A 22,289-nucleotide genomic window follows, 5' to 3' on the forward strand; every position below is an offset into this window, starting at 1 on the left:
CGCCTTAAGCGGTCTTAAAGCGCTTGTAGTTGCGCACGATAGCTTCAACCATGGTGCTCACCGGCGACAAACCCGTGATGTCGGAGGCAGTCTCTTCAATACCGCGCTCCTCAATCATGTGTTGAAGCTCGTTGGCCTGTTCATCGTCTTGATTGCGATACAAAAAGGCCGCCGCAATCCCCTTGAGCAGGTTCTGGTTGCCCAGACCCAGCTCGATGGTGCCGCGCAGTGGCTTCATCAAACGGTCCTCACTGCCGAGCTTTCGCAAGGGCTGGCGCCCTACCCGCAATAGTTCATCGGTCAAGTAAGGGTTGCGAAAACGCTCGATGATTTTGTCCATGTAGGCTTGGTGAGCTTCGCGTTCAAAACCAAAGGTTCTGACCAGTACCTCGCCGCTCTCTTGCATGGTGCTGCGCACCGAGGCTTCGATCTCAGGATCGTTGATCGCATCTGCGATGGTTTTGTAGCCCTTGAGCATGCCCAAATACGCGGTTACCGCGTGGCCGGTGTTGAGGGTGAACAGCTTGCGCTGGACGAAGGCCATCAGGTTGTCAGTCAGTTGCATGCCCACAATCTCTGGCGGGGTGCCACAAAACTGGGTCTGATCGACAATCCACTCGCTGAAGCTTTCAACGGTCACCCGCAGCGGATCGCCCTGATTGTCCACGGTCGGTGGCACGATGCGATCAACCGCCGAATCGGCAAACCCTACGTGATCTTCCAGCCAGTCCTGCTGTGCAGGCTCAAGCAGGCCCATTACCAGCGCCTTCAAATGGCTGCTGGCACAAACCATGTTTTCGCAGGCAATGATGTTGAGCGGCTCGCTCGCGCCCTGAGCCTGGCGGGCGATGATCCCGTCTGCCAGCAACTTAGCCAGCTTGGGCAGCACCTGAGGGCCAACCGCTGTAGTCACCAGGTCAACCTGGGTGAGCAAGGGGGTAATATCTTCCTGCAGGGTATTGATGGCCGACACCCCAGTGACCCGCTCGGTAACGCACTGCTCACCGACAATGTCTACATGGTACTGCTGGTTGTCTTTGAGGGCCGATACCAGCGTATCATCCACATCGGCGAAGGTGACTTGAAGCCCCGCATCCGCCAGTAGTTTTCCTATAAATCCGCGCCCGATGTTACCTGCGCCAAAGTGAATCGCCTTATTCATGGCAAAGCTCCGCTAGGCCGGTAGCCCAGGGCTACCAGCTAGTTAGTGAATTGAAAGGGGTTAGAGAGTTAAATTAGTGGCTTACGCCATGGACACCGAAGATTGCCCAGAGAGCACTTTGTAGATAAGGGCGTTGCTGTCGGTTGAGCCCAGCAGCTCCATCAGTTCGCCATTGGCAATCTGGTCGGCCAGGCTGGAGAGTAGCGCCATGTGCTCATTACCTTTAGCCGCAATGCCAATCAGCAGTTTGGCTTTCTCGCCATTGCTGCCAAAGGCAATCCCTTCAGGGAACTGGCATACCACCAGACCGGTTTTGCGCACCTGACCTTTTGCATCAGAGGTGCCATGAGGGATGGCGACGCCGTTTTCCATATAGGTGGAGACTTGTGACTCGCGGTCAACCATGGCTTCAACATAGCCCTCGTCGACAAAACCCGCGTCGTGCAGCTTGCGCCCTACCAGACGGATAGCATCGTCGCGATTGGTGCTTGGCAGGTTCAATGAGATGTTGCTAAGGCTCAGTACCTCGCCTTCTTGCGGCTCCACATTCGCCTGAGAGCTAGCTTGCGTGTGGGCTTGCGCTTGTGGGGCCGCCGCTTGGCTAAGCTTGTCTACCAACTGCTGATAGAAGGCCTGATCCATAAAGTTAGTGAGTGACAGATGCTGGGCACTCGGGCAGCTCTGTACCGCACGGTCGGTCAGGTCTTTGTGGGTGACAACGATATCGATATCGGCGGTCAGGTCATTGATGGCCAGGTTGCTTACGTCGATGTCCAAGCCGGCAGCTTCAACTTTCTTACGCAGAACCGAAGCGCCCATGGCACTTGAGCCCATACCCGCATCACAGGCCACCACAATCTTACGGATGTTTTGGGTGTTAACTGAGGCAATGCTCGCCACTGCCACGGCAGGTTTGGCATCGTTTTTCATCGACTTCATCTGCGCGGTGGCCGCTTCCAGGTCACCTGAACCTTGCTCGTCGCTGGCAGCGCGTTTAACAAAGAATGATGCCACCAAGAACGATACACAGGCCGATGCTGCAACCGATAGCAATACCCCAATCAGCGACGCTTTTGGTGTCATCAGCAACACCGCAAAGATACTACCCGGTGATGCTGGCGATACCAGACCAGCATTAAACAGGCTGAGCACCGCCACGTTCGTCATACCACCGGCAATCACTGCCAGCAGCAGGCGTGGGTTCATCAGCACGTACGGGAAGTAGATTTCGTGGATACCGCCAAAGAAGTGAATGATCACCGCACCTGCAGAAGACTGTTTGGCATCGCCGCGACCAAACATCAGGTAGGCCAGCAGTACACCTAAACCAGGACCGGGATTGGCTTCAATCAAGAAGAAGATCGATTGACCTACCTCTGACGACTCCTGAATACCCAGTGGAGAGAACACGCCGTGGTTGATCGCATTGTTCAGGAACAGGATCTTCGCGGGCTCAACCAGTACCGAGGTCAGCGGTAGCAGACCGTTTTGCACCAAGATGTCGACGCCAGATTCCAGCATCGCTGCGATGCCGGTGGCGAACGGGCCAATCAGCTTGAATGCCAGCAGTGCCAAGATCATACCGACAATGCCCGCAGAGAAGTTGTTTACCAACATCTCAAAGCCGCTTTTGACACGGCCGTGGAAGTAGGCATCAACATGTTTGATTACGTAGCCACCTAGGGGACCAGCCATCATTGCGCCCATAAACATCGGGATATCGCTGCCGACAATCACCCCCATCGTGGTGATTGCACCGACCACACCGCCGCGTTCACCGGCCATCAATTTACCGCCGGTATAACCAATCAGCAGGGGAAGTAGGTAAGTAATCATTGGGCCCACCAGTGCGGCCAACGATTCATTCGGCAGCCAGCCAGTGGGAATAAATAGCGCGGTGATAAAACCCCAGGCGATAAAGGCGCCAATGTTGGGCATTACCATGTTACTTAAAAAGCGTCCAAAGCTTTGGATGCGTATTTTTGCATTAGAGCTAAGCATAATGTTTGTACCAGTAGTTGTGATGTTCCTTCAGCCAGCAACCCAAGGCTTTAACAGCGCCGGCAACCTTCGAAGCGAAGTATCGGTGACTAAGTACAAATTTTATGTGACGCATATCACTCGTAATTTTTACACGGAAAAAACCGGAAGTGATCACCATCACACCCAGACTGCCAATTTAGCGAATTTCGTGACGCGTGATATTTTTTTGACTTCCTGACTTAATTACAAAGGTGATCCATATCACACGGAGTGGCATGCTTATTTTCGAGCCACATATGTGACGCGTGTCACTTTATATTTTGTACAAGCCAATTTATCGAGGTGATGTTGATCACATTGATAGTAATAGCCTTATAATTTTCAAACGTACATAGTGATTTATGTCACATTAAATGGCGGATAAAAAAAGAGGTTGGGAGAGGAAAATTGTTGAGCTCAGGCGCATATTTCGACCATAAACAAGGTCGATTTACCCTTCGTATATCGCCACGCTAGTTACGTATTGATCTGTTTATACCCGACCAATCTCAAGATGAATGTTCAGCGAGAGCTTACTGGAAGTTTTCACTTATCTTTGCGCGCAATAATAAACACACTGCTATTTTTGGTGCCATGATGCCACTGTGTTTCAATAGCAAACCCATGGTTAATTAACTCGCCCGCCAACTGCCGTTCGGTCACTATACCTGAGCAACCTCAAGATGCTTGTTCAGCGAGATTTTACAGGCCCTCAGGTAAGGCACTGTTCCGCCGATCTAGTGGTCTAAATCAAGGAACAGTAACGCAGCATGAGGGCCTGTAAAACTCGTCCTATGGACATTGAGTTCCTCTGAATCCTGCATCTTGAGGTTGTTCGGGTATATACACATCAGGCATTAGGTTTAGCAACTTACCAAGTGGCGTGAGCCAGGTGATATAGCGCAGCATCGAGCTACCCAAGCATGCGGTGCTGCTAACAAACACACCGCCGGGCTCAAGTATTCTTGCCACCTTGGAGAGGGTCGCATCTCGATTGGGCAACAAGTGAAGAATGCTCAGCCCCAACACCATATCCATACTTTCGCTCTCGACGTTAAACTGCTCTAGTGTGCCCTGATGGAAGGTAATGTTGCTGACACCCGCTTGCTGGGCCTTATCGCGTGCAATATCTAGCATGTTGTTGGAGAGGTCGACGGCATCGATATGCGCCACATGCGGAGCATGATGTATCGCCGTGGTACCTGTACCACAGCCAAACTCCAGCACACGCATGTGCGAAGACATGCATTGCTGGGTCTGCTTGAGCTTTTTCTGATAGGCGGCTTCATCGCTGACTGGCGAGCGTGAATATTTCTCCGCCACCTTGTCCCAAAACTGTTCAGGCTTGCCCATGGTGATATGCTTATCCGCTTGTTGGCATGCTGGAGCTGATACGGCTGCTAGTGAGTACAACCTGAGCATATTACAACACGATGATGCGCAGCCATTGCATAGCAATCAAAAAGGCAGCGCGGGTTGCGCTGCCTGATTGACGACATAGAGACTCACCTACTCCACTGTCACCGCCTTGGCTAGGTTTCGTGGCTGATCCACATCGGTGCCTTTGATCAAGGCCACGTGATAGGAAAGTAGCTGTAGCGGTACGGTGTATAAGATTGGCGCGACCAACTGAGCACAGTGTGGTACCTCCAGCACGCGCATGGTGTCGTCGCTGCTAAATCCAGCCTGCTGATCGGCGAACACGTACATAATGCCTCCGCGCGCTCTCACCTCTTCCACATTAGAGTGCAGTTTCTCGAGCAGCTCATTGTTCGGCGCAACAACAATCACCGGCATTTGCGCGTCAATCAGCGCCAATGGACCATGTTTAAGCTCACCAGCCGCGTAGGCCTCCGCGTGAATGTAGGAGATCTCTTTAAGCTTCAGTGCACCTTCCATCGCAATCGGGTATTGATCGCCACGTCCCAAGAACAGTGCGTGGTGCTTGTCGGCAAACTCCGCCGCCAATTGCTCGATGCTCTCGGAAGATTCAAGCATCTGCTCAATCTTCGCTGGCAGTGCTTTAAGCTCGGCCACGGTTTGCAGCTCCAGCTTTGGGTCCAGACGCTGCTGCGACTTGGCAATGCCCATGGTCAACAGCAATAAAGCCACCAGCTGAGTGGTAAATGCCTTCGACGATGCCACGCCAATTTCCACACCCGCTTTGGTCATAAAGGCCAGATCAGATTCGCGCACCAGCGATGAGCCCGGTACGTTACAGATGGCCAAGCTCGACATATAGCCCAGCTCCTTGGCCATTCTCAGTGCCGCTAGCGTATCGGCGGTCTCACCAGATTGAGATAAGGTGACGAACAGCGAGTTAGGACGAACCACCGATTTGCGATAACGAAACTCAGAGGCAATCTCAACATTACAGGTCACGCCTGCCACCTCTTCCAGCCAGTAGCGTGCCACCATGCCTGAGTTGTAGCTGGTGCCACAGGCAACAATCTGTACGTGCTCAACCTTGGCCAGTAACTCCTCGCCTTTGGTGCCAAAGGCATTGATCGCTACACCGCTGTCGCTCACTCGCTCTGCCAGAGTCTGCTGCAGCGCCTTGGGCTGCTCGAAGATCTCTTTTTGCATAAAGTGCTGGTATCCGCCCTTGCCGCCCGCGTCGTGCTCTACGGTAGATTCAATAACTTCTCGCTCAACCGGCGCACCGTTAACATCAAATACGGTGACGCCCGCACGGGTGATCTGGGCGACATCGCCCTCTTCCAGGTAGCTGAAACGACGCGTCACAGGCAGCAGGGCCAATTGGTCGGAAGCCAGGAAGGTTTCGCCAAAGCCGTGGCCAATCACCAGTGGACTGCCTGAGCGAGCAACGATCAGTTGATCGGGCTGCTGTTTGTCCATCACCACAGTGCCATAGGCGCCATCTAGCTGGGCTACCGCGCGTTGCACCGCGATTAGCAGCGAATCGGCGCTTTTCAGCTCATGATGCACCAAATGCACAATCACTTCGGTGTCGGTTTGTGAGCTAAAGCTATAGCCAAGCCCCTGCAGCTTCTCGCGCAGTGGACCATGATTTTCGATGATGCCGTTGTGAACGACCGCAATGGTTTCGTTTGAAATGTGTGGATGGGCGTTTGCTTCGCTCGGCTCGCCATGGGTGGCCCAGCGGGTATGTGCAATACCGATGCGCCCTTCAACGCCGGACTCTTTCACTGCTTCGGCAAGCTCGTTTACCTTACCCAGGCGACGAACCCGGCTCAGCTCACCTTGGTGATCCAACAGCGCAACGCCGGCAGAATCGTATCCGCGGTACTCAAGGCGACGCAGTCCCTCGACCAGAATTTCACTCACATCACGTTGTGCTACTGCCCCAACAATGCCACACATATGCTTTTCCCCTTTAGATTCTAAGCAACGTTCGTCTTGTCTTGCTTTGCCGCTCTACTCGTTCCAGATGAGTGAAAGCCAAAGCCACAATCAATTTCGGTTTACGATTATATTCTTTCACTTCGAAAGTTCAATGTTTAAAATCGTTCTAAATTTCTATCCAATCAGTCTGCCACATCTGCAGCAACACACGAATAACTTACCAACCACTAACCTTTCGTTTCGAAAGCCATTGAGGTCATCCAATAAACTTAATGCCTTGTTAACTACCCGTGTCGCAAGTCAGCAACCATTTAATCCTAGCTGTAAGTGACCTGAGCCACGGCTTTAGCTTATAAAATAGGCATTTATTAATAGTTAGGCATATCATTAAATCTAGGCAAGGAAGCAAGGTAGTAAGCCTCCCATGTGGGTCGGAGAGGCTTTGCCACTAGGGAAACACAAGCAAGTCATCGCGCTATCGATTTCTCGAAGGGATTCAGGGAGACCCAATGAAACTCTATCCAAAGTTTCTGATTGCACTAGCCATTACCGTGGGCTTAATGCTGCTCTCGGTGTTTTACATCATCTGGCAGGCCGATAAAGCACTCGTAGAAAGGCAAAAGGCCTCGTTCGCCAGAGAAAGTCGACTGCTCATTGACGAAGTCGACCGGATGCTATTCGAGCGTTTCCACAATGTACAAACCTTCTCCCTGTCACTGGGCGATATCGAACCGGGCAAACTGGCCTATATCTCCACCTCACCCGAAATGATCGCCAAGCTCAACAGCTTGGTGGTGAACTACCAGGCCTACCGGCGCATTGCCATCTTCGACACCGACGGCAGTTTGTTGGCTGCCAATAGCCGCAACGCCCAAGGAAGAACGCTGCAAGGGATCTTTATTCCCAAGCAATAAGTCGCAGCCTCGGCGTGGTTTCAACAGATTCTAAAAAACGAGGATGTTAAGCCCGGAGAAGTGGCCACCAGCCCGGTGGTCGCCGGTCCCTTCCGTTACATCTTGAGCCCCAACCCCGACCATTACGACCTCATTTTTGGCTCGCGGATCCTCGATACCGAAGGGAATATCGCGGGGGTTTGGGTAAACATTGTCGACCTTGCCAGTATAGAGAGCATCTTCGAGAGCCACTATGCCCTGCTCGCCGCCAAAGGTATGGAAGACACACATCTGGTGTTGATCGACAAAGACGGCAAGTTGCTTATCGATTTTGCGCCACTGCAGCAGGGCTCGTCTGAGTATCATCGCAGCTTCGATCGTATCGACGCAGTAAATCTCAAGTCACAGGGAATGGAAGCGGCGCGCCTTGCGGTATCCGGCTTGTCTGGCAATGTTGTGGAGGGGGCCACCAACCAAGAACTGGTGGTCGGTTTCGCCCGCAGCAAGGGGGCCCACGACTTCACCGGGCTGGGCTGGTCTTCACTTATTAACATGCCTAAATCCGCAGCCTTCCGGCAGTCTGAGCGGATCAAAACCTCAGCCATTAGCTTTGCCTTAGTGCTGGTTTCGTTGACCATGGCAGGCGGCGGACTGGTGTGTTGGCGGCTTAGCCGTTCGTTTATCAGTTTGTCAGATACCATGGATCAGCTGGCTTTGGGCAACTCGCAAGTAGAGCTGCCCAACATTCGCCGTAGCGATGAAATCGGCAATATGGCCCGCTCGCTGGGTAATCTACAGCAGGTACTAATAGAGAGGGACCGGCTACGCGAACAAAATGAGCAACAGCTGTTCTGGCTCGAGATCCAAAAACGCGCCACCGACAGCAGCTCTATTGGCATCTGGGTCTCTGATATTAGTAAGGCCGAGCACCCTATCGTCTACACCAACCGGGCTTTTGAAACCCTCTCTGGTTACGCCTCGGGAGAAATCATCGGCTGCAGTACCGAGCTACTTAATGGCCCCGGCACTGAGCCAGAAGCCTTAAGTGAGATCGACAATGCCATCGCAGCCGGCAACCCCGTGTCGGTGACGTTGACTCACTACAAAAAAGGCGCACAGCCCTTTACTAACAAGCTCCGTTTAGACCCTGTTTACAGCTCTGAGGGCGCGCTGACTCACTACATCGCCTTCCATGAAGATGTCACCGAAGCATTGGCGAAGGCCCAGCAAGATCGCCAGGCGCTGGAAACCGAGATAGAGCAGCGCACTAAAGAGGCGCGCAGCGCGGCTAACCGGCTGCAAGCGGTATGGGAAACCGCCCCCGATGGCATGGTCATCTTCTCCCCTGAGGGCCAGATCATGGATGTTAACCGCGCCTTTGAGAGACTGTTCGGCCTTAAACGCGATGAGCTATTTGGCAGCATCATCACTGCCTTGTTTACCTTGCGTTCCAGCCAAGGTATCGAGTCCATCGCCATCTAGGACATCGCCTACGAGTTTGCCGCCAGCGATGACTTCGACGGCCTGCATTTTCACAAGCGCCGTTTTCCGGTCGAATTGGCCATCGCCGAAGTGTATACCGAGGACCTACACGCCTATCTAGCCGTAGTCAAAGACCAGACCGAACATCAGCAACGCAAAGCCTCCGAACGCTTCTTACGCCACGCCTTAGAAGAGCGTGAGCTGATCTACCGCACCGCCTTTGGCCAAGCAGCAATGGGGATTGCCCGAATATCGCTGGAAGGCCAGTTTATCGAAGTGAACATGAAGCTCTGCCAACTATTTGGTTACCCAGAAAAAGCCTTCCTTCGACTGAACTATGCCGATATCTCGCTGGATAAAGACAACGCCGCCCAACAGTTGTGGCAACGCTTGAAAGAGGGGCAGATCGACAACTTCAGCGACGATCTGGAGTTTGTCACCCGCCGTGGTGAGACCTTCTGGGCCAATTTGGCAGTATCACTGGTATCAACCGATACCGGGGAGGCCAAGTACTTTATCGCCATCTTTGAGGACATCACCAGCCGCAAAGCCTCCGAGCAAAAACTGCAGGATTCGAAACAACAAATCGATGAGCTGCTAAGAGGCATGCAGGTTGCCTCTGATGCCGGCGGCATATGTAACTGGTCGTTGGATTTGGTAACCGGCGAGGTCAAATGGGACGAAGGCAGTTTCGCACTGTTTGGCTACTCACCCGATGAGACCGCAAGTTACGAGCTGTGGAAACGCGCTGTACACCCAGACGACATGTCCAACGCCGAGCAATCGCTTTCCATGGCCATTCAAGATGGCAGCGATTACCACGCCGAATACCGCGCCTATTGCCAATCCACCGGAGAGCTTCGTTGGGTGAAATCGGCAGGTAGCGTGGTCACCAATGAAGACAATCAGGCAGTAGTCATCCACGGCATTAATCTCGACATAACCGAAGAGCGGGAGATCCAAGCTAAGCTGGCCCAAGAGTCTCAGGCCGCGCAGCAAGCCAACAAGGCTAAGTCCCAGTTTTTGGCAACCATGAGCCATGAGATCCGCACCCCGATGAACGGCATCATCGGCATGGTCGATCTACTCAAGGACACCTCCCTGAGCGATGACCAAACCCGGATGGTGCAAACGGTTAAAGACTCCTCTTATGCGCTACTGGATATCATCAACGACATTCTCGATTTCTCCAAAATTGAGTCCGGCCAGATGGAGCTAGAGATCTTGAATATCTCCATCCTATCCACCGTCGAGAAGATGATTGATACGGTATGGATCAACGCAAATCGCAAAAGCGTGAGACTGTGTGTACTTGCGCGCACCGAGATCCCCGACGAGCTGCAGCTTGACCCCGTCAGAGTCAGACAGGTGCTGCTCAATTTGGTGGGCAACGCCATCAAGTTTACCAGCGGTGAACAACAGCATGACCGTGTATCGATAATCCTTGCCTACGACAAAGTCCGCGGCATGCTCAACATGCAGATCGAAGACACAGGGATCGGCATGAACCAAGCCCAGATAGGCTCTCTCTTTAAGCCCTTCACTCAAGCAGATTCATCCACCACCCGGCAATATGGCGGCACTGGACTGGGTTTAAGTATCACCAAATCATTTGTTGATCTGATGGGTGGCTCGGTATCGGTAAGCAGCGAAGCGGGCAAAGGCAGCTGCTTTGCTGTGGAGATACCCAGCACGCCAGCCAGCGAGTTCGTCGATGTGTTCAGTAAGTATGATGTCTCACATTTCTCCATTGTACTGCTGGTAAAAGATCCGTTGCACTCGCGCGTTTGCCGGGACTTGGCAGAGCGCCTTGGGCCACGTGAGATACTCGACGATCTCCCTGAAGATAGCCTGGAAAACCTCAATCAAGTCGTTGTTATCACCGACAACGATGACGACAACATCTCCATGTTTGGCTGGCGAATGTTGCTGCTCAATGAAGACCCTCTCTCAGAACATGGCAGCGTGACCCCGACTTACTATGTGGTGGGCGCCCACCCGCTTAAGCCCAGCGATCTGATGTTTGGAGTTGCCGTGCTCTGTGGCCTGGACAGCGCTGAACTACATGCGCTCAGTAACGTGATTGACCTTGACCACATCCCCGCCCTGGCCGATCGCGAGCAAGCGGAACGTCAAGGCCGGGTTATTCTGTGCGCCGAGGATCAACCCACCAACCGCTTAGTGCTATCCAAGCAGCTCGACAAGCTGGGCTACTGCTATGACATGGCAGAAGATGGCTTGGAGGCGCTGGAGTTATGGACTCGCCATCAACACCGCGTCGTACTCACCGACTGCCATATGCCTAAGATGGATGGCTTTGAGTTAACCAAAGCGATTCGACAGATAGAAAAGCCTCAGAACCGACCTACCATCATTGCGATTACCGCCAACGCCTTAACCGGCGAATCGGAGAATTGCCGCAATGCGGGTATGGACGATTACCTGAGCAAGCCGGTCGATTTAAAAGCGCTGCAAAAATGCCTGAGCAATCACTTTAAGGATCTCAGGGAGTCTCTTGAGCCTGCACCCATCGTCGAAGAGCCTGATGGCATCACCGTCGAGGGCATCGATAACGAACATCTCTATCGAGTACTGGGCTGCGACGATGAAGAGCTCGCGAAATCCGTGCTGGCGATGTTCTGGACCAGCCTTGAGAGCGATCAACAGCGTCTAAATGAAGCTGTGGGTAGCGCTGATTTCAACAGCATTCGCTCGATCGCCCATGGCGCCAAAGGCGCAACAGCCTCCAGCGGCGCACTCGAGCTTAGCGAGTTGTTTAAACAAATTGAACATCAGTACCAAGACATTGATACCGTCAACAAGATCTTGGTCGACATTGATCTGCTTGCCAACAAGATTGGCGACAGCCTCAGACAAAGCCATATCGTCTGACTAATCAGGAGCGAATATGAATATCAGCACGTCACGCATTATCGTTGTTTTCGACTCTCACGAGATTATCGACATTATTCGTCAATTACTCACGCCCAGCAGCGCCCCTGTTGTTGAGCTTCCCACCACCCTTGGGGAAGAAGAGAGCAAGCCATTGCTGAACGAGTTTACCGGCCCTCAGTTGATCATCTATGCCTTTGCCGACCCCAAGTCCGCAATTACCGCCAAGCAGCAAATCGACGGCCTTCTCGACGATCCTCTGAGCTACTTCCGCAACATTCTTTTTTGCGACAAGGACCAACGGCAACTGGCCTACAAGGCCTGCTTTGAGAATCACTTCGACATCTATGACACCATCCGCCCGGTCTATGACGTTGGCCGTGTTCGGCTACTGATTAAACGTTCAATCGAATGGTTCAATCAACAAGTCGAACAAGCCAAACAAATTGAAGAGTTAGAAGCGCGCCTAGAGGAATTTGTCGATACCGAAGAGGAGGAGCAAACACCGCTGGAACAAGTGCTCGATGAAATCCCCCGTGCAGAGTGGGAAAAAGCGTTGGAGAGTGTGCTGTCCTCACTGGAGGTCACCGAGCTAAATGGCCTGCTGGAAAAACTGCCGCAGGAGACCCTGACCCAAGGGGTGATGGAGGTGAAAAACCCCGAGTCACAGATGCTAACCGACTTTAGCCAAGCCATCGACAAGATCCGCAAAGGCAAGGCCAATTGCAAGAGTACCGTCATCGTGGCTGAAGACCACCCTGTGATGCAAAACATCGTAGCGTCAATCTTGGAGCGGGAAGCCTACCACGTTGAACGGGCGGGTAACGGCGCAGAGGCGCTATTTAAAGCCAAAGTAATGCAACCTAAGCTGCTTATTCTGGATATCGATATGCCCACTTTAGACGGCTTTAACACCCTCAAAGCGCTAAGAGAGTGCCCCGCCACCCTCGACCTACCGGTTATCATGCTAACCAGTCATTCCGATAAAGATATCTTTCGCCAGTGTATTCAATCAGGCGCTCAGGACTACATCGTCAAGCCAACCAACGCCAGCACGCTAATCAAAAAAGTGGAGAAGCTGATAGCCAGCAAAGGGGGCAGCAACTTCCAGATATAGCCTGTGAGCGCCTATCGATTTCTACCTTGAACAAGCACGGCTTGAGCATGACTCGAGCCCAGTGGCTTTTGCCCCAGTTTCAACTGATAGGCTAAACTCTGTCACGCAACTCTGTTTTTAATTGTTTTCAATTCCCGAGAAAGGATCTCTCAATGAAGTTTGTCCCCGCAATACTGCTTGCCCTGCTCATATCTGGCTGTGAATCAACTTACTACAACGCAATGGAAAAAGTGGGCTACCACAAACGTGAAATCCTCGTTGATCGGGTGGCCGATGCGCAGTCCAGCCAGCAACAAGCCCAGCAGCAGTTCAGTTCAGCCCTTGAGGAGTTGCAGGTACTCACGCAGTTCGACGGCGGTGATCTGGAAGAGGTCTACGATCAAGTCTCCAGTCAGTATAAAAAGTCGCAGTCATCCGCCGAGGAGGTGAGCAGCCGCATCGACAAGGTTGCCAGCGTAGCCGATGCCCTGTTTGAGGAATGGCAACAAGAACTTAGCGAGTATCAAAGTGACTCCTTGCGCAAACAGAGCGAGCAACGACTAAAAGACACCCAAGTTCAATATCAACAGATGCTCACCACCATGCGCCGGGCGGAAAGCAGTATGGAGCCGGTGTTAAGACGCTTGAAGGACAACGAGTTGTATCTTAAACACAACTTGAATGCACAAGCGGTGGGCGCCATTGGCAGCGAGTTCACCCAGTTAGAGGGAGAGATAGAAGCTTTAATAATCGAGATGCAAGCAGCCATCGACGAGTCGAAGCGCTTTATCAGCACGCTGAACTAACGTTCTCGCTTCCCTAACCACGCGCAGCCTGCTGGATGTATGACCGGGGAGCGGCATTGCTCCCCCTTAAATAGTCATTTTTAGATGCACGTCATCAAATTTGACCTATAAATGACATCGCACGCTGTTGATTCTTATATCATTAATATATCCCCCTACAAACGGGAATGATATTGAAGCCAATCTATTCGTGTATCGAGTTCACCAAGCGGCTGATAGCATCGCAGAAGACCTACCGCGACGGCACCCATCAAGAAGCGAAGGATCTCGCCAGCATCGTTAACCACCAGCATGTCGAAGACATCGCTGAGTTTGGCTTTATTTGGCGTACCCTCGACATCCCCGACTTTTTGCGCTGCACCTACGTGCGCTACTACCTCAAGCCCCAGCAGTTCCCTCAGCAAGTGCTAATGAGCGAAGTGTTGAGCCCTTTTGATATCGAGATATGTAATTTCTTGCTGTGTTCCAAATCGGGAGAGTTGCTGAGCGAGGATGAAGCCTGGGAGGAGATACAGCAAGCCGTTTATACCTTTACCCCTATCCGCAGTATCTCACCTCCAGCGCAGCTGGCGACTTCTGCGCTCAACAGTCAAAACTCACTGCTAACCGAGAACTAAATCAAAGGTACTGCACGTTACGCGACGTTATTTGCTTGGCTGACAGGCGACTCTTTTTGCATGGGGTCTTGATACTCTAGCGGTACCACCAGCATAAACCGGGCGCCTTTCTGATAGCTTTTATCAAGCCGAATGGTCCCACCTAAACACTGGGCAACCCACTGATGAACCAAGTGCAAACCGAGGCCAGTGTGCTTTTGTGCCCGCTTACTGGTAATAAACGGCTGAAATATAGTGTCTTGCATAAACTCCGGCACGCCCGCGCCGTTATCCGCTACACTGATCACTAGCTCCTCGGCGCCGATACCAACAGCAGATACAGTCACCCGGCCCTCTTTCACCGCCTCCTTAAAGCCATGAGACAAGGCATTCAAGATAAGATTTTCCAATACCTGTGAGAGGATGCCCGGATGCGTGGTGATCATCTGCGCCGGCTCAACCTCTATCTCTAACTCGACGCCTTTCTTTTTAAACTCTGGGGCCAACGCCCTCCCCAAGTCCTCAATAAACTCACGTAGATTGAACTGAATGATGTCGTCGTGGGTTCGCTCCAAGGTCAACCGCTTAAAGCTCTTCACAATTTGGGTGGCCCGGCTCAAGTTCGAGCGCGCTAACTCCAGGCTCGAATCCGACTGCGAGATATATTGCTCGAACGCACTTTTAGTCAACCCTTGGGTCACTGCCTGTTTAAGGCTTTGCAGTCTGGCGAACGCATCCGATACCGACAAGGCAGCCCCACCAATGGGTGTGTTTAGCTCATGGGCGACCCCTGCCACCATCACGCCGAGGGACGACAAGCGCTTGGTCTCAGCAAGATCCTCAGTGAGCTGTTGCTGTTGCCGTAAGGTGTTATCAAGCAGTCCATTTACCCGGTTTAGCTCCTGCATGTCAGCACGCATCTGCCCGGCCATAGACAGCACCGCCAAGCGTGATTTGTGGTCACGGAGAATGAAGATCGCGCCAAGCAGCAGCACGATAATGCCGACACTCACCGCATTAAACACAAAGCGCTGCATGTTGCCTTGCACCACGTGAGCCGGAGTCATGCTCACTAGCAGCAGCTCACGCTTGGGGTAGACATTGGCAAAGCCATAGATGGGTATGCGCTCATAACTCACAACACCGCCAGAGTAAAACTCGGTATCTATCGCCTCTTGAGACGAGAGCATACTCCACAGCGCAGGGTCTTTAGCGGCGATATTGTTTTGCAGCTGCCCGAGCTCATCGCCCCAGGTCATCTCGGTATCTGGGTGAATCAACCAGTAACCTTGTTGGTCACTGAGCTGCAGCTGCAGGCTGTCAGAAGAGATGGCAGCAACGCTAGCCAGCAACTCACTCAGGTCGTAGTTGATGATAAACAAGCCGGATTTTAATCGGTCACGCACACCAGTGACCTTGGAAAGGCGCATTGCAGGTTGAAACGGCTCGATGATTTGACCATTTTCGACATTCAGGTCGATGGGCGACAAATACATACGCGGCGGTGCAACGCGCATCCCGTCTTGGAAGTAGTAGCGGTCGGCTTTTGACTGCAAGTCCCATTGGGGAACCACGGTGATCGCGGTGTCGCTAACATCTACTCGAACCTGTTCCATACCGCTATCATCGATCCAGCGGATGCTGTTAATACCTTTGATGACTCGGGCATAGCGTTTAAGCACCGTTGATACCGAGGAGCGGTCAATAAAGTAGTCTCGATGCAGTCCCGATATCAGCAACTCATCGCTCAGCACCAAGTTAACCACATCTTCGAGCACCACCAACTCGTGATAGAAGGTATCCATCGCATGACGCAGAACTTCTGAGTGTTGGGCACTCAACTCGCTCTGGTAATGATCACGTTCGGTCTTGAACAGTAGGTAACCACTCAAAGCTGCAAGCACGCCCAAAATACCGGCGAAAATGGCAGTTTTGACATTCAACCAACGTAGTTCACTCTTGGAAACAGGCATAAAGGCTCCCTGCCGTTAACCGGTTTAATTACGATCTGATAACCAGGTGAATAGATCGGCAACTGGCATGGGCTTGGCGAACAGATAACCCTGGCCGATTGCACAGCCTTTAACCTGCAGCTGATTACACTGCTCGACGGTTTCGATCCCCTCAGCCACCACTTTAAAGTTAAAGCGCTCACCCAGTTTGAGCACCATGTCCACCACATGCTCACCGGAGCTATCCTCACTCATGGCGTCCACAAAGGCGCGATCAATCTTAAGGTGAGTCGCAGCCAGATTGGTCACATGCTGCAGCGATGAATAGCCGGTGCCAAAGTCATCGATGTTCACACCAACCCCCAGCTCAATCAGCTTCTGCAACTCGCTGTTTACCAGCTTGTAGTCTTCCATGGCCTGCGACTCAGTAAGCTCCACTTCCAGCATTGCTGCAGGCACCTCTTGGTTATCCAGGGCCTCTAGCAAACGGGTCATAAAGCGGCTATCCAGCAGGTCGACACAGGTAACATTGAACGACACCGGTAGGTAAACGTCATTGGCGCGCATCACTTTAATCGCTTCAAGGGTCATCTTTAGCACTTCATAGTCCAGCTGATTGATCAAGCCGTAGGACTCTGCCACCGGCACGAACTCACCGGGAGAGACAAAACTGTCATCGGGTAAGCGCCAACGGAGCAGCGCTTCAAAGCCGACTACCGAGTCATCTTCCAAGCTGAGCTTGGGCTGGAAGACCAAAAACAACTGATCCGTCCCGAGCGCACCATTGAGCTTTTGCAGCAAACGGTGTCGATGCGAGATCGCTTCTCTAAACAGAGGCTTGTACTCAACATACTGCTGCTGCTCCTTGTCAGAGAAGATCAGTGCCGACTCGAGCATGCGGATAAGCTCACGCCCTTCAGTTTCCTCAACCTTACTGAGCTGCAGCAAGGCCACCTGAGTTTCTACATGTAGTTGAATATCCTCGGTCATCACCCGGAAGGTATTGATATTGCGCTGCAGCTCAGGGCGAGGCATATCTTCGCGATTAAGCACAATGGCAAAGCAATCATCGCTGATGCGGGCAATGACTTTATACAGTGCAAAGCGAACCCGAAGCTTTAGAAAGAACTGCTTTAAAAATTCATCGATAAAGTCGCTATCGGCGCTGAGTTGCAACTCGGTAAAGTTCTTTAACCGAACCGCATAAATTACCGCCGCCTGCTGGTCGCGCTGATGGAGGTTATCGAGAAAGCGTGTCAGCCAGGCGCGATTGGGGATCTTTAAGTCAGCATCGTAGTAGGCCAACTCCGTCAAACGGTCACACAACAAGATGTTATTAAAGCCGTTGTTGATATTCTCGCTAAAGGCCTGCAGCAAGTTGATGTGGTAATCAGTCAGGTTTTCGTTGGACTCGACGATGACAACAAAGCTCGACAGCTCTGCAATATCCGCATCGAAGTACAATACGGTGAGGTTATCCTCAAACTGATGGGCCTGCAGTTCGATAGCACGCTGCATTGACGGCCAAATCCGCTCACTTACCGCCTCAGGAAGCTGTTTGATTTGCTTTATGCCTCTCACCGGCTGCAGCTCACTGAAGCTCCCCGAGCAGGCAATCAAATGGTAATCCAAGTTATCCGTGCCGTTGGTGTTACGCGCACAGATAATGCCGCCCTTGCTCACCCCAATCAGCGCGGCGATCTCTTCGAGCAGTTGCTTGGAAAACTCCTTTAGCTCAGATAAGCGGGAAAGATGTCTTGAGGCATCCACCAACAAGTTAAGGCCATGACGAGCCCGCTCAAGCTCATGATAGGCATGCCAGGTGCGAATATGGCTGGCCACCGTGGTGCGCAGCTTATCGACTTCGAGATCGGCCTTGTTCCAATACTCATCGATATCGTAGCGCTGCATCACATCCACTAACGGCGCCATGCCGGGCTGTCCGGTAAGCAGGATGATCCTAACCTCGTTGTTACCCATCACATCACGGATGGTATCCACTAGCCTGAGGCCGGCATCGTCTTGCTCCATCACCACATCGAGCAAAATAACCGAGATATCATGCTCCTCGGTTAGGATCTCAATGGCTGATTTGGAGCTGTTTGCACGGAGAAACTGAATAGGAAGGTCGGAAACTGATAAGTCACTTAGGCTATGAACCAGGGTGTCCTGATAGGAAATGTTGTCTTCAATGCTGAGCACTTTCCAAGCGCGGCTCGCTTGGAAGCTTTCTTCAAGCGCCGCTTCTGGCGCAAAGTTGAACAGACTCTCTTGCATGCCGTCTACCATCCATGACATCTGACAATAATGTCACTAGTATAGCAAGCTGAGCGTTTTCACTAGCCAAAGTTGTTACATTTCATTGACAATTTTATTTTCAGTGGACAATCGTCTCGAAGCTAGTCGCTACTCCACCGCCCTAACACTGATCGCTTGGCCCCGGCATTAAGCACCATGATATGCTGAGGACCAAACTGACCGCCATGATAAAGCTGTTCGGTATCTACAAAGCCCACTTTCTTATAGCAGTGATAAGCCGCTGGATTTTTGCAGTTCACCGTCAGGTATAACGATGGGTGCTGCGGATACTCATGAAATACCCACTCGCTCAACTGGGTCAGCGTTAAGCTGGCCAATCCTTGGCCCTGATAACGTTGATCAATAAACAACGCCCGCAGGCCTAGCCCACCCTTACGAGCAAACTCATAGTTCTCGCTGTATGTGGTATCGATTAGGAAAAAGCCCACCGCGCTAGTGTCTTGCCCATTCCCCCGCTTAGTCACCTGTTCTATCACCCATGGCTGCACCGTATCGCTAGCCAGCGTTAAGATATCTTTGATCACCCCAACAAACTTCTGCTGCTGCGGCGCAACAGCGAGATCCAGCACGGCCTTGTGTTCGATGGATGAGTACCGCTTAAACTGCAATGCCAAAGGCTTCTCCTTATTTTGATCGTTCTGCACGCTTTTCGTGCCCCTTGTTGGCTCGCGAGTGCACCAGCTTATAGCGCAACTGGAACAAGACCAATCGCATCAACGCTAGCCCGACTTTCACACTTCGAATTATATCCCTTATTTTTCATATAGATAACCATACTTTCTACCACCAAAGTAATAGTGGTTCATTTGTTGCAGACAAAACTTTCGCCGACTCACACGTCTCATCCACAAGGACGACACACTATGAAATTTCTGCGCAAGTTAGTACAAACAGTGACTCTATCTGTAGCCATGCTGCTAAGCCTTGGTGCACAGGCAGATCTATTGGAAGATATCCAACAACGCGGCACCTTGAAAGTCGCGGTCCCTCAAGACTTTCCCCCATTTGGCTCCGTTGGTCCAGACATGCAATTGCTCGGTTACGACGTCGATATGGCGAAATATCTGGCCGAGTCGATGGGTGTAAAACTAGAGCTAGTCCCAGTGACCAGCGCCAACCGTATCCCTTATCTGCAAACCCGCAAGGTCGACTTGGTCATCTCTAGCATGGGCAAAAACCCAGAGCGTGAAAAAGCCATCGACTTCACCGACGCCTATGCGCCGTTCTTCTTAGGTGTATTTGGTTCCGCCGACGAGCAGGTAAGCAACGCGCCTGAACTGAGCGGTAAAACCGTTGGCGTGACCCGAGGTGCGGTGGAAGATATCGAGCTGAGCAAGATAGTTCCGGCAGACGCCACCCTCAAGCGTTACGAAGATAACAACGCAACCCTGTCCGCCTACCTATCGGGTCAAGTCAGCCTGATCGCCACTGGTAACCTGGTGGTTGCCGAGATCGCCGACCGCTATCCTGACCGTGCTCCCGGCGCCAAGTTTATGCTGAAAAACTCGCCTTGCTATGTTGGCCTGATGAAAGGCGAACAAGCCCTGATGGACGAGGTAAACCGTCTAATCGCCAAAGCAAAGGCCGATGGCACCCTCAACCAGCTGTCAGAAACTTGGTTTAACGCGCCGCTGCCTGATCTTGACGCTTAATCGCCGGAGTCGGTCATGAGCTATCAACTAAACTTCTCTGGCCTACTCCCCTACCTGCCGCAGTTTGCGGCAGGGATATGGGCCACTATCGAACTCACCCTCATCAGTACCTTTCTCGGTTTGCTACTTGGCACCATTGGCGCCGCAGGTAGAAACTCTCGCTACCGGGTAGCCCGCGCGCTGTGGGGCTGCTACGTCGAGATCATCCGCAATACCCCGTTTATCGTGCAGCTGTTCTTTATCTTCTTTGGACTACCGGCGCTGGGTCTAAAGCTCTCTGCGTGGCAAGCAGGCATGATCGCCATGGTGGTGAACTTGGGTGCCTATAGCACCGAGATCATCCGCGCGGGTATCGACGCCACGCCTAAGGGGCAATGGGAAGCGGGCAAAACCCTTGGGCTAAGCCGCCGTCAGATCTTTATCCGCATCGTATTGCCACCCGCATTCCAGCGGGTTTATCCGGCGCTAGTTAGCCAGTGCATTATCGTGATGCTCGGCTCCGCCGTGGTCTCACAGATCTCCTTGGAAGAGCTCACCTTCGCCGCCAACTTTGCACAGTCGCGCACCTTCTTAAGCTTTGAGTCCTATCTACTCACTGCGGTGCTTTATCTAGTTTTGGCCTTATTGATGCGCCAGAGCTTCGCGTTTGCCGCTAAGCGGCTGTTTAAAAACCCCTCGCTTTAGGAGAAACCGCCATGATGCAGTTTTCCGATTGGGATATTCTTCGCAACTTGTTGCTGGCCGCACGCTGGACCTTGCTGCTTTCACTGATAGCCTTCACCGGCGGCGGCTTGGTCGGGCTATGCCTCACCTTGGCCCGCAGTCTGCGTAATCCGCTGATTAGCGGCTTTATCAAGGCCTATGTTGAATTGTTCCAAGGCACGCCACTGCTGATGCAGTTGTTCCTGGCCTTCTTTGGCCTGTCGCTGATCGGCATTGATGTCGACCCATGGACCGCCGCCGGCCTGTCCCTCACCCTATTTAGCAGCGCCTTCTTGCATGAGATCTGGCGTGGCTGTATCGATGCCCTCCCCAAAGGGCAATGGGAAGCCTGCCGCACCTTGGGTCTGAGCTATCTGCAAACCATGCGCTACGTCATCTTGCCGCAAGCGCTGCGCATCGCCATCGCGCCCACCGTGGGCTTCTCGGTGCAGATCGTCAAAGGCACCGCGCTGGCCTCGATTATCGGCTTTGTCGAGCTGACCAAGGCAGGCACCATGCTCAACAACGCCACCTTCCAACCGTTTAAGGTGTTTGCCATGGTGGCCGTCCTCTACTTCATCATTTGCTACCCATTGTCGCTTTTCGCCAAACATCTGGAGAACAAAACCCATGTCACTCGTTAGCATTGATCAAATCCACAAATACTACGGCGAAAACCACGTGCTCAAAGGCGTCGACCTAAAAGTCGCGCCGGGCGAAGTGGTCTCGATCATCGGCCGCAGCGGCTCAGGGAAAAGCACCCTACTGCGCTGTATTAACGGCCTCGAAGCCTACCAACAAGGCGCCATCGTGGTAGACAGCCAAGCGGTTGAAGACGACGAATACAAGCTACGCCTGCTTAGCCGCAGCGTGGGGATGGTGTTTCAAAACTTCAACCTGTTCCCGCACATGACCGCCGGTGAGAATGTTATGCTGGCGCCCAAACTGGTGCTGGGCCAAGACAGCAAAACCTCCCGCGCCCACGCCCAAGAACTGCTAGAAAAAGTCGGCCTTGGCGATAAGTTCGATGCCTACCCCAATAACCTCAGTGGTGGGCAGCAGCAACGCGTCGCGATTGCCCGCTCCTTGGCCATGTCGCCCAAAGTGTTGCTGTGCGATGAGATCACCTCAGCCCTCGACCCTGAGTTAGTGGGAGAAGTGTTAAAGGTGTTGGAGCAACTCAAAGCAGAAGGCATGACTCTGATTTTAGTGACCCACGAGATGAACTTCGCCCGTGATGTGGGTGACACCGTGGTGTTTATGCACCAAGGCAAGGTGTGGGAAACCGGCCCCAGTGACGAGGTGTTCGCCAGCCCGCAGACCAGCGAGTTGCAGAGCTTTATTTCTGCGGTTCTTTAACCTAGCATAATGAAACAAAATATAGAGTG

At 52.5% G+C, this 22,289-nt stretch carries 18 protein-coding genes; 11 read left to right on the forward strand and 7 right to left on the reverse strand.

The genetic code is table 11. From position 1 onward, the window contains the following. Window positions 1-4: 4 nt before the first annotated feature. Complete coding sequence (locus G462_RS0112985; RefSeq protein ID WP_026959373.1) at window positions 5-1,162, reverse strand: mannitol-1-phosphate 5-dehydrogenase; 1,158 nt, start codon at window positions 1,160-1,162, stop codon at window positions 5-7. Window positions 1,163-1,243: 81 nt separating this feature from the next. Then, a complete protein-coding gene (locus G462_RS0112990; protein WP_026959374.1) occupies window positions 1,244-3,163 on the reverse strand; it encodes a PTS mannitol transporter subunit IICBA in 1,920 nt (639 codons plus the stop codon). On the opposite strand from G462_RS0112990, the gene G462_RS24680 reads away from it, so the two are divergent. Then, complete coding sequence (locus tag G462_RS24680; RefSeq protein ID WP_169720173.1) at window positions 3,090-3,383, forward strand: hypothetical protein; 294 nt, start codon at window positions 3,090-3,092, stop codon at window positions 3,381-3,383. The genes G462_RS0112990 and G462_RS24680 overlap by 74 nt on opposite strands. Window positions 3,384-3,976: 593 nt before the next feature. Here G462_RS24680 and G462_RS22780 read toward each other — a convergent pair. Together G462_RS22780 and glmS are read right to left on the reverse strand one after the other, a co-directional pair. Next, window positions 3,977-4,537 carry a class I SAM-dependent methyltransferase gene (locus tag G462_RS22780; protein WP_051326736.1) on the reverse strand — a complete coding sequence of 187 codons (561 nt, stop codon included), beginning with the start codon at window positions 4,535-4,537 and terminating at the stop codon, window positions 3,977-3,979. Between the two features lie 156 nt (window positions 4,538-4,693). Further along, complete coding sequence (gene glmS, locus G462_RS0113005) at window positions 4,694-6,529, reverse strand: glutamine--fructose-6-phosphate transaminase (isomerizing) (protein ID WP_026959375.1); 1,836 nt, start codon at window positions 6,527-6,529, stop codon at window positions 4,694-4,696. A gap of 491 nt (window positions 6,530-7,020) precedes the next feature. On the opposite strand from glmS, the gene G462_RS0113010 reads away from it, so the two are divergent. The 6 genes from G462_RS0113010 (at window position 7,021) to G462_RS0113035 (ending at window position 14,297) form a co-directional block, all read left to right on the forward strand. Further along, window positions 7,021-7,425, forward strand: coding sequence for a hypothetical protein (locus G462_RS0113010; protein WP_026959376.1), 405 nt, complete (start codon window positions 7,021-7,023; stop codon window positions 7,423-7,425). A gap of 60 nt (window positions 7,426-7,485) precedes the next feature. Then, window positions 7,486-8,886, forward strand: a complete 1,401-nt coding sequence (locus tag G462_RS0113015) for a PAS domain-containing protein (protein ID WP_026959377.1) — start codon at window positions 7,486-7,488, stop codon at window positions 8,884-8,886. 75 nt (window positions 8,887-8,961) lie between these two features. Further along, on the forward strand, window positions 8,962-11,778 hold the full coding sequence (locus tag G462_RS22785) for a PAS domain S-box protein (RefSeq protein ID WP_051326737.1): 2,817 nt from the start codon (window positions 8,962-8,964) through the stop codon (window positions 11,776-11,778). A 16-nt stretch (window positions 11,779-11,794) separates the two neighbouring features. Further along, window positions 11,795-12,895: a response regulator gene (locus G462_RS0113025; RefSeq protein WP_026959378.1), complete on the forward strand. Its 1,101-nt coding sequence runs from the start codon at window positions 11,795-11,797 to the stop codon at window positions 12,893-12,895. 152 nt (window positions 12,896-13,047) lie between these two features. Continuing rightward, complete coding sequence (locus tag G462_RS0113030) at window positions 13,048-13,680, forward strand: DUF2959 family protein (RefSeq protein WP_026959379.1); 633 nt, start codon at window positions 13,048-13,050, stop codon at window positions 13,678-13,680. Window positions 13,681-13,853: 173 nt separating this feature from the next. Beyond that, on the forward strand, window positions 13,854-14,297 hold the full coding sequence (locus G462_RS0113035) for a hypothetical protein (RefSeq protein ID WP_026959380.1): 444 nt from the start codon (window positions 13,854-13,856) through the stop codon (window positions 14,295-14,297). A gap of 17 nt (window positions 14,298-14,314) precedes the next feature. On the opposite strand, the gene G462_RS0113040 is transcribed toward G462_RS0113035, so the two are convergent. The 3 genes from G462_RS0113040 to G462_RS22790 all read right to left on the reverse strand — a co-directional run bounded on the left by G462_RS0113040 (window position 14,315) and on the right by G462_RS22790 (window position 19,161). Next, a complete protein-coding gene (locus G462_RS0113040; RefSeq protein WP_026959381.1) occupies window positions 14,315-16,249 on the reverse strand; it encodes a sensor histidine kinase in 1,935 nt (644 codons plus the stop codon). Between the two features lie 24 nt (window positions 16,250-16,273). Next, window positions 16,274-18,526, reverse strand: coding sequence for an EAL domain-containing protein (locus G462_RS0113045; RefSeq protein WP_084405064.1), 2,253 nt, complete (start codon window positions 18,524-18,526; stop codon window positions 16,274-16,276). A 101-nt stretch (window positions 18,527-18,627) separates the two neighbouring features. Continuing rightward, the gene (locus tag G462_RS22790; RefSeq protein ID WP_051326738.1) at window positions 18,628-19,161 is read right to left on the reverse strand and encodes a GNAT family N-acetyltransferase; all 534 of its coding nucleotides are present in this window, start codon (window positions 19,159-19,161) and stop codon (window positions 18,628-18,630) included. 249 nt (window positions 19,162-19,410) lie between these two features. Between G462_RS22790 and G462_RS0113055 the strand changes: the two genes are divergently transcribed. The 4 genes from G462_RS0113055 to G462_RS0113070 are packed head-to-tail and all read left to right on the forward strand — an operon-like array spanning window position 19,411 to window position 22,260. Further along, a complete protein-coding gene (locus G462_RS0113055; RefSeq protein WP_026959383.1) occupies window positions 19,411-20,199 on the forward strand; it encodes a transporter substrate-binding domain-containing protein in 789 nt (262 codons plus the stop codon). Window positions 20,200-20,214: 15 nt separating this feature from the next. Further along, complete coding sequence (locus G462_RS0113060) at window positions 20,215-20,883, forward strand: amino acid ABC transporter permease (RefSeq protein WP_026959384.1); 669 nt, start codon at window positions 20,215-20,217, stop codon at window positions 20,881-20,883. An 11-nt stretch (window positions 20,884-20,894) separates the two neighbouring features. Beyond that, window positions 20,895-21,545, forward strand: a complete 651-nt coding sequence (locus G462_RS0113065; RefSeq protein WP_026959385.1) for an amino acid ABC transporter permease — start codon at window positions 20,895-20,897, stop codon at window positions 21,543-21,545. Then, window positions 21,532-22,260, forward strand: a complete 729-nt coding sequence (locus G462_RS0113070) for an amino acid ABC transporter ATP-binding protein (protein WP_026959386.1) — start codon at window positions 21,532-21,534, stop codon at window positions 22,258-22,260. The genes G462_RS0113065 and G462_RS0113070 overlap by 14 nt, the downstream gene beginning before the upstream one ends. Window positions 22,261-22,289: the final 29 nt, after the last annotated feature.

It is taken from the genome of Aliagarivorans taiwanensis DSM 22990 (assembly GCF_000429505.1).
GTDB lineage: Bacteria > Pseudomonadota > Gammaproteobacteria > Enterobacterales > Celerinatantimonadaceae > Aliagarivorans > Aliagarivorans taiwanensis.